Raw genomic sequence first — 14,655 nt, 5'->3', positions numbered from 1 at the left:
GGCAAGGTGGATTCAACGTGAATGTTAGCATCGTCGGCAGCGGCTACGTCGGCACGACTGTCGCGGCGTGTTTCGCGGACCTCGGTCACTCCGTCGTGAACGTGGACATCGACCAGGGCGTCGTCGACACCATCAACGACGGCCGCGCGCCGATTCACGAGGAAGGGCTCCCGGAGTTGGTCGCCGACCACGCGGGTGAGGATGGAACCGGACGGCTGGAGGCAACGACCGACTACGACGCCGTGCGCGATACCCACGTCACGTTCCTCTGCCTGCCGACCCCACAGAACGACGACGGGAGCATCGACCTCTCCATCATGGAGGCCGGCGCCGAGCAGCTCGGCCGGACGCTCGCCGGCAAAGACGAGTGGCACACGGTCGTCGTGAAGAGCACGGTCGTTCCTGGCTCCACGGAGGACGTCATCACGCCGATTCTCGCTAAGGAGAGCGGCCAAACGCCCGGCGAAGAGTTCGGCGTCGGGATGAACCCAGAGTTCCTCCGTGAAGGGACTGCCGTCGCTGACTTCCGCGACCCCGACAAGGTCGTGCTCGGTGCCGACGACGACCGCGCGCTCGAGGATATGCATGCGGTCTTCGACCCACTTGTCGGCCATGCGGACGCCCCCGTCGTGGAGACGGACACGCGCACGGCAGAGATGATTAAGTACGCGAACAACGGCTTCCTCGCGGCGAAAGTCAGCCTCATCAACGACATCGGGAACATCTGCAAGGAGTACGACATCGACGCGTACGACGTCGCCGACGCCATCGGCCTCGACGACCGCATCAGCGAGCATTTCCTCCGCTCTGGAGTCGGTTGGGGTGGCAGCTGCTTCCCCAAGGACACCGCTGCGATTCGCGCGGCTGCCCGCAAGGCAGGGTACGAGCCGCTAATGCTCGACGCTGCGACGGAGGTCAACGACCGCCAGCCCGAACGCCTGCTCGGTCTCCTCGACAGTCACGTCGACGTTGCCGGCAAGCGAGTCGCCGTTCTCGGCCTCTCATTCAAGCCAGGAACCGACGACGTCCGGAACTCGCGCGCCATCCCCGTCATCGACGGCCTCCACAACCGCGGCGCCAATGTCGCTGCCTACGACCCCGTGGCCGCCGAGAATATGCGCAAGCACTTCCCGGACATCGAGTACGCTGACTCGCCCGAGGACGTCCTGGACGACGCCGTCGCCGCGCTCGTCGTCACGGACTGGCCGGAAATCACGGCCCTCGACACGGAGTTCGACACGATGCGGACACCCATCGTCCTCGACGGCCGCCGCGCGATCGACCGTCGCGACGGAATCGTCTACGAAGGACTAACCTGGTAGCGGCCGCGTCCATCGAGAAATTTCGGCCAGTTAGCAGACATTCTTCGACGGGATCAGTAGACCGCGAAAGCAGACTACAGAGGCGCTTTACACTCGGGATTCGAAGTACTCAATTGACTGTCTCAGTCCGTCTCGGAGCGAGACATCTGGCTCCCAACCGAGCTCCGAGCGCGCCTTCGAGATATCTGGCCGGCGAACCTGGGGGTCCTGTGGCGGGAGTTCTTCGTGGGTGATGCCGCTGACGCTGTCCGTCACGTCGATGACGAGCTCCGCGAGCTGGTTGATGGTTCGCTCGTCGGAGTTCCCGACGTTCACAGGCTCCTGGACGTCGGATTCCAGCAATGCCACCAGCCCGTCGATCATGTCGGAGACGTAGCAGAAGCTCCGCGTCTGCTCACCGTCGCCATACACGGTCAAATCCTTCCCAGTCAGCGCCTGTTTCGCGAAGTTCGGAATGACGCGGCCGTCGTCAAGGCGCATCCGCGGACCATACGTGTTGAAGATGCGCGCCACTCGAACATCCAGATCGTGTTCGTCGCGGTATGCACGGACGAGCGATTCGCCGTAGCGCTTGGACTCGTCATAACACGACCGCGGCCCGTACGGGTCGACGTTCCCGCGGTAGTCCTCGGGCTGGGGGTTCACTTCAGGATCGCCGTACACTTCACTCGTCGACGTAAAAAGGTACGTCGCATCCTTCTCTTTGGCGAGACCAAGGGTCTTGTGCGTGCCCAGCGCTCCGACTTTCAGTGTCTTGATCGGGTGCTCGCGGTAGAACACGGGCGACGCCAGGCTCGCTAGGTGTAATACGGCGTCGAGGTCGCCGGAGACGTGAATGAACTCCGTGACGTCGTGCTCGTGGAACGAGAAGTTCTTGTGATCGAAGGCGTCGCCGAGATTCTCCGTCTGCCCGCTCACGCGGTTGTCCATCCCGATGACCTCGTGGCCGTCCGCGAGCAGCTGATCGCAGAGATGTGAGCCGAGGAAGCCAGCAGCCCCGGTGACGAGAATCCGGCTCATTCGACTTGCTCCTGGAGGAGTGCTTCCACGGCCTCATTCATCTCGCCGTCGTCGTGCTTGAGCGCCATCTCGATGTTCGCCTGAAGCCAGCTCGGGATGTTCCCGATGTCGTAGCGGTCACCCTTGAGCTCCACGCCACGCACGTCCTCAAGCTCGCGAATCGCGTCCGTCAGCTGAAGTTCACCACCGACGCCCCTCTCCGTCTGCTCAAGGCGGTCGAAAATTTCTGGTGTGAGGACGTACCGCCCCGTGATCGCGAGATTCGACGGTGCCTCTTCCTGAGGCGGCTTCTCGACGAAGTCCTCGACGGGGAAGCTCCCTCCAGTCGATTCCTCGCCACCGAGGTCCGCGACTCCGTACGAGGGAACGTCCTCCCAGGGTACGCGTTCCAGGGAGAGCACGGACGACTCGTGTTCCTCGGCCGCCGAGATGAGCGACTCGGTGCACGTCGTATCACTCTCGATGATAGTGTCGCCAAGAAGGAGCGCGAACGGCTGATCGCCGACGTGCTTGCGAGCGTACATGACGGCGTCACCGAGGCCGTCGCGCTCCTTCTGGCGGACGTAGTGGATGTCCGCCAAGTCAGCGATCTCTTGGACGCGGTCCAGACGGTCAATCTTTCCGTCCTTCTCTAGGGCCTCTTCAAGCTCGTAGGACTTGTCGAAGTGGCGTTCGATCGCTTGCTTCCCGCGCCCCGTGATGATGAGGATGTCGTCGATACCGGCTTCGACGGCCTCCTCGACGACGTACTGAATCGTCGGCCTGTCCAATACGGGCATCATCTCCTTGGGTTGGGCTTTCGTCACGGGGAGGAAACGCGTCCCAAACCCCGCTGCAGGAATGACAGCCTTGGTGACGTCCATGAATTGTCCGACCGTCGGCCTTCCAGGTAGATACTTCTTGCCATTAGACCGATCCGGATCGTGAGGTCCCTGGTCCCGAACGGATGGACGCCGCTACAACCGACACTTGAGGTCAGGAACTTGGGATTGTCTGCATAGACTTCGTCGCGGCGGCTTCGCCCACCAAGAATCAACCTAATAGCCGCGCGATGCGACGTTCCCGAAGTTCTACAACCGGTCGGCGTCCACGCCAACGCCGGGTGGTGCGACGACGAGGAATTCTCGGAAGTGCATGAGCGTGCCGCCGGCGTCCTTGACGTCGCTGGCGAATCCCGAGGCGAGGTCGTTGAGATCGCCGTCGACGGCGAGTAAGAGGACGTTGCCGTCGTGGACTTCGTCGAGCCAGTCGCCGTCGGGCGTGGTGCCGTCGAGGACGCCGAGGACGACGCTCCCATCGAAGGACTCGGGAACATCGATTTCCTCCTCGGCGTTCCGCAGGTCGAGGTTGAAGCCGTCAGACATGGTCGTAGCGTGGGCGCGACGGGGCAAAAACCTTCCCGACAGTGGATTTATGCTCGCGGCGGCTGTAGCTACGTGTATGCCGGACGTCCACCTCAGTGAGGAGACCGTCGAGCGACTGGACGCGCTCCGCGAGGACGACGAGTCCTACGACGAACTCGTGGAGGAACTCCTCAACATCTACGAAGCCGAGGAGCTCACGCTGTTCCACTCCGGGGACGGCTAGTCGTCGGCCGCCGCACGTCGGACTGCCTCCCACTTCCCCTTGTCTTCGAGGTGGGACTGGAGCGCGTCGGCGTACTCGTCGGCGAGCTGCGTCGCTTCCGCTTCGAGTTCCTCGTCGCCGTCGTCGTCGCTGCCGAGGCCGAGCGCGTCCTTGATGCCGCCGACGACGCCACCGCTACTTTTCGACTGGTCGCGGCCGCCACCCATTGCCATCTGCTTGTCGACGTTCTGCATTTCCGGGAGGACGTGTTCGAGCTTCGAGGTGTCGGCGACGATGCGGGCGCTCTCGGGATCGTCGGCGTCCTCGATGTCGAACTCGACGGCGGTCATCACGAGCCCCCACTGGGAGTTCGACAGCGAGGAGCCGCGTACTCGGTCCGTGAATTCGGTGTCAACTGCCATGCGCGCGCCGACCACCATGTCCTGCCAATCGTCGGTCATGGCCGCGGCTACGCGGTGGGCGTGCTTGTATGCTACGACGAAAAAACGAGTTTCGTGTCGGGAGCGCGCGTTTAGAACGCGCCGGTCTCGCCGGTGATTTCGGCGTGGAGGCCCTCGCGGAGCGCGCTGTGGACGTGGCAGATGTCCTCGGCGCGGGCGACGATGGCGTCGAAGTCGTCGTCGTCAAGGTCTTCTTCGACGAGGATGTGGAATCGAATCGCCTCAAGGTCGTCCTCGTCGTCGAGGTCGCCCTCAACGTCGACGTCGATTCGGCCGAGGTCGTCGAAGCCTTCCTTGTTGCCGCCGACGCGGAATGCCGGGATGAAACACGACGCGTAGTCCGCGAGGAGAACGCCGTTGGGCTCAGGGCCTTCTTCCTCGGTTGCGTCGACAGTCAGTTCGTAGTCGCCGACGCGCGACCGCGTGACGTAGCCTTCCTCGGACGTACTGGTGACTTCGATTGTCATTACGTGCGAGGCAACTCGCGCCCGCGCCGTAAGCGTTGTTCTTTCGGAAGCCGGTCCGGACACGGTCCTCATGACCGCACACCAGACCCGTCAGTAGAAGTGCTCGGAGAGGTCGAACGTCTCGTCGCCGTCGAGCACCTCGACATCGGCGGGGCTGCCGGTGGCTTCGACCTCGCGCACGAAGTCGTCGGTGTCGATCTCGATGGGTGGGAACGTGTCGTAGTGCATCGGGAACGCGACGTCGGCGTCAAGCCAGTCGACGGCGACGGCAGCCTGCCACGGCCCCATTGTGAAGTGGTCGCCGACAGGAACGGCGACGGCGTCGGGTTCAAGGAACGGCGCGATGACGTCCCGCATCTCCGTGTGGAGGCTGGTGTCGCCGGCGTGGTAGAACGTCTCGCTGTCCTCGTCGGCGACCTGCGTGGGCTTGGTGTCCGAAATCACGTAGCCCGCGGGCATCCCGGCGGAGGTGCCGTAGCCGGTGTCGATGCCGTTGGAGTGGTCCGCGCGCACCATCGTCACGTAGGCGTCGCCGAGTTCGACGGTGCCGCCGAGGTTCATCCCGGTGGCGTCCTCGATGTCGTACTGGTCGCCGAGGTAGCCCGCGAGCTCGGGTGTCGAGACGAAGTGCGCGCCCCGGAACCGGTCCACGTCGGCGATGTGGTCGGCGTGCCCGTGCGTGAGCAGCACGTGGTCAGGGTCCACTTCCTCGGGGTCGGTGTCGGTCTTTGGGTTGTCGAAGAACGGGTCAATGAGCAGCGTCGTCTCGCCGACTTCGACACGCCACGTCGAGTGGCCGAACCAGGTCAGTTCCATAGCATCTCCAACTACTCCCGAAGCACACATAAAAGCTGACGGCCCGGTGGGTTCTTCCGAGAGCGCTACGCGCCCCCATCTATGGACGCCGCCCGAAAGTCCACGAATGGAAGCGCCGCCGACAGGCGCGACGGACTACTCGCGCTGGTCCTCGCCCAGCTGACGCTGCTGACGGCCGTCGTCGACGGTCTGAACCCGCTTGGTGTCGCGTCCCTGCTCGTCGTCGGCCTGCCAGCGTTCGCCGTCGGGCTCGGACTGCTCGCACCGGACTTCGACTAACCGGACAGCCTCGCGGCTTTCCCACACCGTTAGGTAGGTCCGGGTTCGTCGTCCGGTATGAAGCAGCGACGACTCGGCTCGACCGGGTTCGACGTCAGCGAAGTCAGCCTCGGGACGTGGGAAATCGGCGCCGACTGGGGCGATGTCGGTGAAGAGGAGGGCAAGGACGCCGTGCGCGCCGCGCTGGACGCAGGCGTGAACTTCCTCGACACTGCGGACGTCTACGGCGACGGCCGCAGCGAACGCCTCATCAGCGAAGTGCTAGACGAGCGCGACGAGGACCCCGTGGTTGCGACGAAGGCAGGCCGCCGCCTCGACCCGCACGAGGCCGACCGCTACACGCACGAGAACCTCGAACGGTTCGTCGACCGCTCCCGCGACAACCTCGGCACCGACTCGTTGGACCTCGTCCAACTCCACTGCCCGCCGACGGAGACGTACTACCAGCCCGAGACGTTCGACGCGCTCGCCGACCTCCAGAGCGCGGGCAAAATCAATCACTACGGCGTCAGCGTCGAGAAGGTCGAGGAGGGCATGAAGGCCATCGAGTACCCCGGTGTGGAGACCGTCCAGATCATCTTCAACCCGTTCCGGCAGCGGCCCGCCGAGCGCTTCCTCGAAGCCGCCGCGCGCGAGAACGTCGGCGTCATCGTGCGCGTCCCGCTCGCCTCGGGGCTGCTCACGGGCGCCATCGACGAGGACACGGAGTTCCCGGAGAATGACCACCGGAACTTCAACCGTGAGGGCGACGCCTTCGACGTTGGTGAGACGTTCGCTGGCGTCCCCCTCGAACCGGGCGTCGCGGCTGTCGACGAACTCCGCGAACACGTCCCGGATATGCTCACGCTGCCGCAGTTCGCACTCCGTTGGATTCTGGACTTCGACGCCGTCTCCACGGTGATTCCTGGCTCGACCTCACCCGAGCACATTCAAACCAACGTCGCTGCATCGAACGCCCGCCCGCTCACGCACGAGGCCCACGGCGCAACTCGTGACGTCTACGAGAAGTACGTTGAGGAGCACGTCCACCACCGCTGGTAGTTACGAGAATTTCGATTTCACGCGGTCGTAGAGTTTCACCCGTCGCTCGGAGGCGTCGTCATCGGCATTCAGGCCTGCCTCCTCGATCAGGTCCTCAAGGGGGATTTCGTATACTGGACCGTCGCCATCATCTACTGGTGCTGTTGGCTTCTCGGCTTCTCCGGTAGCGGGATCAACCCATTCGAAGCCGGCTTGCTCAGGAGAAGTCGCAGGTTCAATACCGATGCTATCCGCGAGTTTCGCGGCAAGCCTGGCATACGCGCGGGCCGCTGGGCTCTCCGGCTTCAGCGAGACGACTGGCTGTCCCTTTCGCACCGCGAGTTTCACGGCATCGTCATGGGGCACACTGACGGTTACGGCATCTGTTGTTCCCAGTGCAGTTGCGATTCCCTCAACGTCGTCAAAGCTGCCGTCGCCGGTACGCGTGAATACTGCCCCCACAACCGGTTTGTCGAGTTTCCCGACGAGCTTCCCAGTCTTCGTAGCATCGGTCAGTGATGCTAGCTCAGCAGTAGTCACGAGTAGAACGCCATCGGCGACGCTCATCGCCATCGCGATGTCATGGCTCAGCCCCGCACCAGCGTCAAGCAACACTACGTCGTTACGCTGGCGGAGATATTCGACTACCCGATGTAGGGATTTGGCGTCTGCTCGTGCGAACTGCTCTAAGTCAGTCGATCCGGGGACGAGTGTGAGGCCATTCACCGCATAGGTAGCATCAGCAGTCGACGCATCCCCGCCGAGCACGTCGTGCAGGGTGACGTCCGGATTAACGCCGAGGAGGCCAGCGAGGTTCGCCATACCGAGGTCAACGTCCACGAGGGCCACGTCAAACCCGTCGTCAGCGAGCGCGACCCCAAGGTTCGCTGTGGTCGTTGACTTCCCGACGCCGCCTTTTCCACTGGCGACAGCGAATACATATCCGTCCCCACCGGCCTCATTCATCGTACGAAAGTAGCAGACTACGATATATAAGTGTGGCCCAAGGAAAGGTCACACTGCAAGGAGTGATTCTACGAGCGTGAGTGTTAGCGAGCCGATGATGGCAGAGATCCACGTCATTACGACAAAGTGGATGTACGCGTTGACTTTGTGACCACCATCAATCACGCGAACCATCAGCGACGACAATAAGGCGTTAATGAGAATCGTCAACACCAGCAGATACTCAATTAATTGGATATCATATACTGCGGTATTAATAATCTCGCCGACGTCAAACGCGGGATTTGAAAAGTCAAGACCAAGGCCCGAAATGACGTCCACAACACCCAACCCGATAAAAAATGCAAACGTTGCTGCTGCTGTAATTCCATACAAGACACCAACCATCGTTGACGCTGCTTGATTGCGCTGCTGGCGAAGCTGTTGAACTTCGCTCATATTGCTGGAAATGAGATCGCCAAGGTGTTTTGGATCACCACCCATCTGCCGGCCGATAAGGTACATCTCGCTGAATTTCTGAATTAGATATGAGTGTGCGTCACCGGAGAAATACCGCCACGCCCGCTCCGCGTCAATACGAAGATTCAGGCGCTTATACAGGTCCTCTACAAGCTCCGTGAGTGCGCCGAAGTTCTTGTTTCGAAGCGTCTCAAGCACTCGCGTCGTCGTCGTCTGGCGAGCAGTTTCACTGGCCCCAAGTGCACGGATGAAACTCGTGAAGGCGTCGTCGCGATCTTTCACGCGTCGTTCCTCACCACGAGCAACCAGCCCAGGAATAACCAACGGCGTGGTCGGTACCGCCGCGTACATCGGCAACGGGATGGAACGCGGGTCAATTCCCGTCCACCCAAGGAACACCATTAATACACCCAAAGTGAGGGCCAGCGACAGTCCAACTCCGACTCCGGTCGAAATACGGAGCCGCCACTCCGTCCACGTGGTCCGATTTTCAGGAAAGTACCATAGTGGGTCGCTCGGTGAAATCGTATAGATTGCATAGAGGAAGCCAACTTGGATGAACGAATACAACACGACAACTGCCGACACGGTCAGAGTCGGATTCGCACCTGATAGGATCGGCAGGACTGTCGCGAATACCAGCGCGAACGTCACCGAAAGCACCATCGACAAATACAGATCTTTCATCACCTGCAGATTTTCTAATTGCCCCTCGTAGACGGTCGCATAGTTCCGGATGATGACATCCTGTTCGGACGTGAGATACGCCTCCAGACTCTCCCCGGAGTTAATTGTGTATGCTAGCCGGTCGAGAAAGTCCGCAACAAGGTCGCTCGGTACCTTGTTCGCACGCATTCGGCATGCGTCGTCAAGACTCTGATTCCACGCATCAATAAGCTGGACGATGCGTCGTGCTTCCTCCGCAAGCGGGCCATACTCGTATTCTTCACCAATACGGCGAAACACCTCCACCCGATCAATATTCGTCGTCGACAGGATAGTCATATGTGTGACGAATAAGTGAAAGCGATTCTCCATCCGTGTCCGACGCTGGTCAAGTTTGATTTTTGGGTACAGTAGCGCCGTTACCAACCCGAGCGCACCGAGCATCGGAACTAAGACAGCGACGAAGATTGGCAAATCGATAAGAAAAATGGCCGCCACAGTTGCGGCCAAGAATACAAACGCCGGCACAATAACAATCAACGCATACGTGTACGCCGGCATCGGCATTTGCCGGTAGGACGCGATAATTGAATCAAAGAGATCGCCGAGTTCGATGTCTTCGAGTGTTCCGGTCGGCTCAGCTTCGACGTCCTCGGTGGCCATTATTAGAACCCGCGCGTGATGGTGAACGGCAGGCCTTCGATGCCGTCCCGCTGGAACGACTCGATGGTCTCGTTGAACTCGTGGTACCCCGTCAAGTCCTCCTGGATGATGCGCTCCATGATGTCCGCGCGGAAATCCAGTTCGTCGTAGATCTCACGGGTGTCAGCATACCCCAGCAGCGTCGCAATCTGCTCTTCGAGGACGTAGGAGTTGTTCCGGCCTTGGAAGACAATCTCGTCCTCGACGGGGTCCCAGTAGAACGCCTGCCGGGTGACGACCCCACCCATCTCCTTGGAGTAGCCCTCGATTTCCTGCACCGAGGTAACCCGGCGCAACACGTCGTCGCCCTGCTTGACGCGGTTCTGGAACAGCGCGACGTCGGCGTTGTCCATGAACGTCTCCGGGACGTTGATGGGTTCGCCCGTGAAGCGCTGAATCATCGAGACGATGTCGCTGGCGTGGAACGTCAGCATGACGGGGTGGCCGGTCTGGGCCGCCTGGAACGCCATGCGCCCCTCCTCGCCACGCACCTCACCGACGATGATGTAGTCGGGCCGTGAACGCAGCGCGGCCGCGACTAGGTCGAACATGTCCACGTCCGCGGAGTTCTCGCCCTGCCCCTCCCGGGTGAGCAGTTGCTGCCACGTGTCGTGAGGCGGCAGCACCTCGGCAGTGTCCTCTGCGGTGTAAATCTTGGAGTCCCGGGGGATGAACGACATGATGGCGTTCAGCGTCGTGGTCTTCCCGGACGCCGTCTCCCCAACCACGAACACTGTTTGCTCGTTCTCCAGGCACAGCCAGAGGTACGCCGCCAGCTCGGGAGACAGCGTCCCCCAGTCGGTAATCTGACCGACCGAGAGCGGCACCTCGTCGCCCTGACGAATCGTCAGTGACGGCCCCTTCAGGGAGACGTCGTCGCTGTAGATGATGTTCACACGGGAGCCGTCCGGGAGCGTCGAGTCCACGATGGGGTCGGAGTCGGACACCGGGTCGCCGATGCGCTCGCCCATGTTCCGCAGCCAGCCATCGAACTCCTCGGGCGTCCCGAAATCAACGGTCGTCTCCAACATCCCGAACGTGCCGTGGTCGACGTAACAGTGGCTCGGGCCGATAACGTGAATGTCCTCGTTGTACGGGTCACGCATCACCGGTTCTAATGGCCCAAACCCAACGATGTTGCGGTTCAGCTGATAGCGGATGTTCTCGTACGTCGACTCAGTCACGGGGATCCGGCCGAATCCGAACGCTTCCTCTAATGCATCCCGAACGAGGGGGACCGCTGCGCGGACCTGTCTGGCAGCTTGCTTTGGTGCGGTTGCGACCCGACGTGCACCGGCCTTCACTTGTTTTCCGGAGAGGTCCCCAGAGTCCATCGACATCTGGCCGCGCTCATCACTGACCATCTGATCGGCAACCGATGACGTGTTGAAGTTCCGAACCAGCGTCCCGAGATTGTTCGGCAGTGACCGCACTCGTTGGAAGACGCCACCGTCCTCGTCATCGTTGATTCGAACAGTTTCTTCGAGGAGTTCCTCGATACGGTCGTCATACTCGGCTTCTTGCTCGGGCGCCGGCTTGTTCACCGACTTCTCGAGGATGCGCTCGCGGACTTGGCTGAATACCGCGGCTTCCGGGCCAGAGAGCTCCGGCTCGATGGTGTAGTACTTGGTGTCTTTCCCGAGGTCGCCGTACACATGGCAGTAAATCGGGCCGCCGACGGGGTAGAGGACGTTCGGCTTGTCCGCTTCCCACTCGTCGTCGGGCTCATCAATGAGTTCTGGGAACTCCCCCGTGAACTGCTTGAATCGCTGGAGGTACTCGCGCAGATGGGCGTTCCGACTCGCTGTCTCCCGGAGTTCGTGCCCGATCTGACGGCTCCCGTGGTCTGCCATAGTGGTGTGGTTGTGCTACGCTACGCTCCGACTCTCGATGACTATGCCGGTTCCGGACCGCACCGAATACCCGATCGTGTCACCGACCTGCTCGCCCATCCCGGCGAACCGCCGCACCGCAATCGAGCGGCGGACGTCGTTTCCAACCTCCGCCATCTGTAACTCGAAATACACGTCGGCGATGGAGCGGAACGGTCCGATTGCTTCCTCATCTACAGTACTGGGGTCCACGGTCAAAACGATGACCTTTCCTTTCGAGACCAAATCCCTGAAGAAAGAAATAATTTCTAGTGCAGCCTGACGCTCGTCGTTCTGGCGGACAAGCGCCTCAAACTTCGGGTCGTTGCGGAGGATAGCGTCGAACGTGTCGATGACGACGACGTCGGCATCCCACATCTTCTCGGCCTCCATCAGGCGCTTGAGTAACTGTTTGCGGTTTCCCTCGTCGGGGTCTTCGCCTCGTAACGTGCTTCCTCCGGAGTCGACGTCCGCTTGGAAGAACAACAGGTTCTCGTTGAGGAGATGTTCCTCGACGTCGTAGCTCAGCGAGTGCATCTGGTCGATAAACCCGCGCACGGTGAGTTCCGTCGACACCAGCGTCACTGAGTGTTGTTCCTCGCAGAGGCCGTACGTGATGCGCTGGCTCAACGCGGACTTCCCCGCGCCGTAGTCGCCCTCAACGAGGACGATGCTGCCACCCGGAATCCCGCCGCCGAGCTCGTTGTTCAACCGGTCGTGTTCGTCCAGCCCAAGCGAGTAGAGGTTTCGGGTGCTCATGGTGTTCTGAACTCCAACAGTTCTTCGTCGCTGTTAACTGTCATCACGATTCGGTGGTCGCCCGCGGAGAGGTTGTGCTCGAGCGTTACACGCGCAACATCTCCCACCTGCCAGCGCTCGCTGTCGATGACTGTTACAGTCGCCGGCGTGACGTACTCGCCATCGACGAGGATATCAAAGGAGTCTGGTGTCGGAGCTAACGTCCGTGATCCCGTATTCTTCACGAGTAATGTGATGTTACTCGTACCACTGTCGTAGATCGAGGACGGTGTCCCGGGATCACTAATCAGTTCAACGTCCGTCCGGATATCTTGGCTGACATCCACGCTGCGGTCACCAAGCGCCCCGCTGAGCCGCTGGACACCGTTTGTCATCGTTCCCGCGACTGACGCCGCAACAAGGATGCTCGCGATAAAGATGATGAGTGTCGACGAAGAGACGCTCGCCATTCAGGCCACCACCTTTGCGGTCTCTGTCACGCCGGATGATGTGACAAGTTTCACACGATCAGGTTGAGTAGCCATCCGGACCGTGATGTTGTAGGTTTCTCCGGGCAACCACAGTGTCGTATTCGACTGGCCCGCAACGTCCCAGGTTTCGTAACTGTCCCGGGGCTGGAATTCACCATCAATCAGGAGATCTGTCTCGTTAACGGTCAACGATGTCGACCCCTCGTTAGTTACGGACACGTTCACGTACTCGTTCCCGCTGGCATTGTATGTTGCATTAGTCACGTTCACGACCGTGTTGCGTTGTTCAAGGACTCTATCATCGTAGCTATCCTCGGCGTCTTGGACACGCTCGTATCCATTGTACGCGGCCGAGTAGAGGATACCGACGCAGACGAACGCGGCAATAAACAAGATTGCCGCGGAGCCACTAACGCTGAATCCCATTCCTGTGGAGGTCGTCGAAGCGGTCGACGATGGCGCGCTCGATGTTCTCGCTCGCCAGCTCGTCGATGTAATCCAGGCTCTCGAGGTGATCGTCCATCGTGAGTTCGGTCGTCCCGAACTCCTCGCGGTAGAGGTAGTCCGAGTCGGTCAATCCCTCAAGGTAGTCGAAGAGGTGGTCTCGGACCGGCTCGCCGATCCAGCCGATGCGCTCGTAGTAGTTCAGCGTCCGGACCGTGTTCTTCGGCCCGAACTCCGAGAGCAGGTAGTCCAGCCACTCCAAGGCGACGACGTCAGCGAGGTAGCCCGTCGGCGGCTCCGTGAGGTGTGGCTCGTCGCCATTCGAAGCGAACCCGAGCCCGGGTGCTGCCGGTGCCGCGCTAGTCGGCTCGTCGACGCTCGTCTCCTCTTCCTCGAACTCGAAACCGCCATCCTCCTCATCATCCTCAGTGTCAGCTTCGAGGTCCGAGTCGTCGAACCCGAGGTCGGAGTCATCGGACTCCACCGGCGCTGTGCTCTCGGCGCTGGCTGCCACCGGTTCGTCGTCGTCCTCCTCGGCCCAGTCAGCGTCGCCGGACTCGTACTCCTCTTTGAGGTCCTCGAACGAGGTGCCGTCGCCACCGGTTTCAGACTCGTCCTCGTCAGCTATTTCGTCGTCTTCGGCTTCATCGTCCTCGTCGAACTCGTCGAAACCGTCCATCTCGTCGTCGCCATCGTCGAAGCCGTCGTCGAACTCCCCCATACCATCGTCGTCGAGGTCGTCCTCAGCTTCGTCGTCCTCTTCGAAGGCGTCGTCCTCGAAGAAGTCGTCGGCGTCGGCGTCCGTGATGTCGGCGTCGAGGTCCTCTTCAGCGGTGTCCTCGCCGTCATCGTCGTCATCGAACAGGCCGAAGCTCTCGGCGCCCCCGCCGCCCATCGCGTCGGCGTTCACGTCGTCGACGAACGGGTTGACCCCGCGAGTCACCATCTCGTAGATTTCCAGGAGCTTGCGGACGTTCTCCTCGACGTCCTCGACGCTCTCGCTAATCTGTTCGTTCTCGCTGCGGACGGTGTTGGCCTTTGATGCGACGTTCGACACTTCGGTCTCGAGTTCCTCGATACGGTGTTCGAGCTCGTTGACGGACGCGTCCTGGCCCGCACCACCGCCCCCGCCATCCATGTCGTCGAATGACCCGAATTCGTCGTCGAAGTCGTCATCGAACTCATCGCCGCCGAACTCCTCGTCGCCGGCGGAGTCCCCTGACCCCTCCTCGTCGTCGTCGAGCCAACTGGCCATCCCGACGGCCAGCGCCCCGAGCTGCACGAAGACGAGCGCAGCCGGGGTGAGGTGGATAAACTTCATTCGAAGAGATACAGGTGCCCCGGACGTAATTAATGTTCTCCCCCAA

17 protein-coding genes are annotated in these 14,655 nt (G+C 61.2%); 4 read left to right on the top strand and 13 right to left on the bottom strand.

Going from position 1 to position 14,655, the window contains the following annotated elements:
• Window positions 1-17 precede the first annotated feature (17 nt).
• A complete protein-coding gene (gene aglM / locus LPA46_RS16955; protein WP_230893534.1) occupies window positions 18-1,322 on the top strand; it encodes a UDP-glucose 6-dehydrogenase AglM in 1,305 nt (434 codons plus the stop codon).
• A gap of 87 nt (window positions 1,323-1,409) precedes the next feature.
• Here aglM and LPA46_RS16950 read toward each other — a convergent pair whose 3' ends face one another.
• The 3 genes from LPA46_RS16950 to LPA46_RS16940 all read right to left on the bottom strand — a co-directional run bounded on the left by LPA46_RS16950 (window position 1,410) and on the right by LPA46_RS16940 (window position 3,706).
• Window positions 1,410-2,342, bottom strand: a complete 933-nt coding sequence (locus tag LPA46_RS16950) for a UDP-glucuronic acid decarboxylase family protein (protein ID WP_230893533.1) — start codon at window positions 2,340-2,342, stop codon at window positions 1,410-1,412.
• Window positions 2,339-3,205: a UTP--glucose-1-phosphate uridylyltransferase GalU gene (gene galU, locus LPA46_RS16945; RefSeq protein ID WP_230893532.1), complete on the bottom strand. Its 867-nt coding sequence runs from the start codon at window positions 3,203-3,205 to the stop codon at window positions 2,339-2,341. Before galU ends, LPA46_RS16950 begins: the two co-directional genes overlap by 4 nt.
• Before the next feature lie 207 nt (window positions 3,206-3,412).
• A complete protein-coding gene (locus LPA46_RS16940; RefSeq protein ID WP_230893531.1) occupies window positions 3,413-3,706 on the bottom strand; it encodes a DUF5779 family protein in 294 nt (97 codons plus the stop codon).
• Between the two features lie 76 nt (window positions 3,707-3,782).
• Between LPA46_RS16940 and LPA46_RS16935 the strand changes: the two genes are divergently transcribed.
• On the top strand, window positions 3,783-3,929 hold the full coding sequence (locus LPA46_RS16935; RefSeq protein ID WP_230893530.1) for a DUF4806 domain-containing protein: 147 nt from the start codon (window positions 3,783-3,785) through the stop codon (window positions 3,927-3,929).
• Here LPA46_RS16935 and LPA46_RS16930 read toward each other — a convergent pair.
• The 3 genes from LPA46_RS16930 to LPA46_RS16920 all read right to left on the bottom strand — a co-directional run bounded on the left by LPA46_RS16930 (window position 3,926) and on the right by LPA46_RS16920 (window position 5,652).
• Complete coding sequence (locus tag LPA46_RS16930) at window positions 3,926-4,369, bottom strand: DUF5799 family protein (protein WP_230893529.1); 444 nt, start codon at window positions 4,367-4,369, stop codon at window positions 3,926-3,928. The two genes, LPA46_RS16935 and LPA46_RS16930, sit on opposite strands and share 4 nt — an antisense overlap.
• 71 nt (window positions 4,370-4,440) lie before the next feature.
• Complete coding sequence (locus tag LPA46_RS16925) at window positions 4,441-4,836, bottom strand: OsmC family protein (RefSeq protein ID WP_230893528.1); 396 nt, start codon at window positions 4,834-4,836, stop codon at window positions 4,441-4,443.
• A 90-nt stretch (window positions 4,837-4,926) separates the two neighbouring features.
• The gene (locus tag LPA46_RS16920) at window positions 4,927-5,652 is read right to left on the bottom strand and encodes a metal-dependent hydrolase (protein WP_230893527.1); all 726 of its coding nucleotides are present in this window, start codon (window positions 5,650-5,652) and stop codon (window positions 4,927-4,929) included.
• Between the two features lie 81 nt (window positions 5,653-5,733).
• Between LPA46_RS16920 and LPA46_RS16915 the strand changes: the two genes are divergently transcribed.
• Entirely contained in the window at window positions 5,734-5,931 is a 198-nt protein-coding gene (locus LPA46_RS16915) for a hypothetical protein (RefSeq protein WP_230893526.1), read from the top strand.
• Window positions 5,932-5,988: 57 nt separating this feature from the next.
• A complete protein-coding gene (locus LPA46_RS16910) occupies window positions 5,989-6,972 on the top strand; it encodes an aldo/keto reductase (RefSeq protein ID WP_230893525.1) in 984 nt (327 codons plus the stop codon).
• Here the strand turns inward: LPA46_RS16910 and minD are convergent, their stop codons facing one another.
• From minD to LPA46_RS16875, 7 genes are read right to left on the bottom strand one after another with little or no spacing between them, the layout of a single operon-like run.
• Entirely contained in the window at window positions 6,973-7,917 is a 945-nt protein-coding gene (gene minD / locus LPA46_RS16905) for a MinD/ParA family ATP-binding protein (protein ID WP_230893524.1), read from the bottom strand.
• A gap of 48 nt (window positions 7,918-7,965) precedes the next feature.
• The gene (gene flaJ, locus LPA46_RS16900) at window positions 7,966-9,705 is read right to left on the bottom strand and encodes an archaellar assembly protein FlaJ (RefSeq protein WP_230893523.1); all 1,740 of its coding nucleotides are present in this window, start codon (window positions 9,703-9,705) and stop codon (window positions 7,966-7,968) included.
• 2 nt (window positions 9,706-9,707) lie between these two features.
• The gene (locus LPA46_RS16895; protein ID WP_230893522.1) at window positions 9,708-11,597 is read right to left on the bottom strand and encodes a type II/IV secretion system ATPase subunit; all 1,890 of its coding nucleotides are present in this window, start codon (window positions 11,595-11,597) and stop codon (window positions 9,708-9,710) included.
• 15 nt (window positions 11,598-11,612) lie between these two features.
• A complete protein-coding gene (locus LPA46_RS16890) occupies window positions 11,613-12,374 on the bottom strand; it encodes an ATPase domain-containing protein (RefSeq protein WP_230893521.1) in 762 nt (253 codons plus the stop codon).
• Window positions 12,371-12,823 carry a flagellar protein G gene (locus LPA46_RS16885; protein ID WP_230893520.1) on the bottom strand — a complete coding sequence of 151 codons (453 nt, stop codon included), beginning with the start codon at window positions 12,821-12,823 and terminating at the stop codon, window positions 12,371-12,373. The genes LPA46_RS16890 and LPA46_RS16885 overlap by 4 nt, the downstream gene beginning before the upstream one ends.
• Complete coding sequence (locus tag LPA46_RS16880) at window positions 12,824-13,270, bottom strand: fla cluster protein FlaF (protein ID WP_230893519.1); 447 nt, start codon at window positions 13,268-13,270, stop codon at window positions 12,824-12,826.
• Entirely contained in the window at window positions 13,254-14,609 is a 1,356-nt protein-coding gene (locus LPA46_RS16875; RefSeq protein ID WP_230893518.1) for a FlaD/FlaE family flagellar protein, read from the bottom strand. The genes LPA46_RS16880 and LPA46_RS16875 overlap by 17 nt, the downstream gene beginning before the upstream one ends.
• Between the last annotated feature and the right edge of the window lie 46 nt (window positions 14,610-14,655).

It is taken from the genome of Halobacterium sp. KA-6, from assembly GCF_021029015.1.
Taxonomy (GTDB): domain Archaea; phylum Halobacteriota; class Halobacteria; order Halobacteriales; family Halobacteriaceae; genus Halobacterium.
This window is presented reverse-complemented; position numbering and strand designations above follow the sequence as displayed.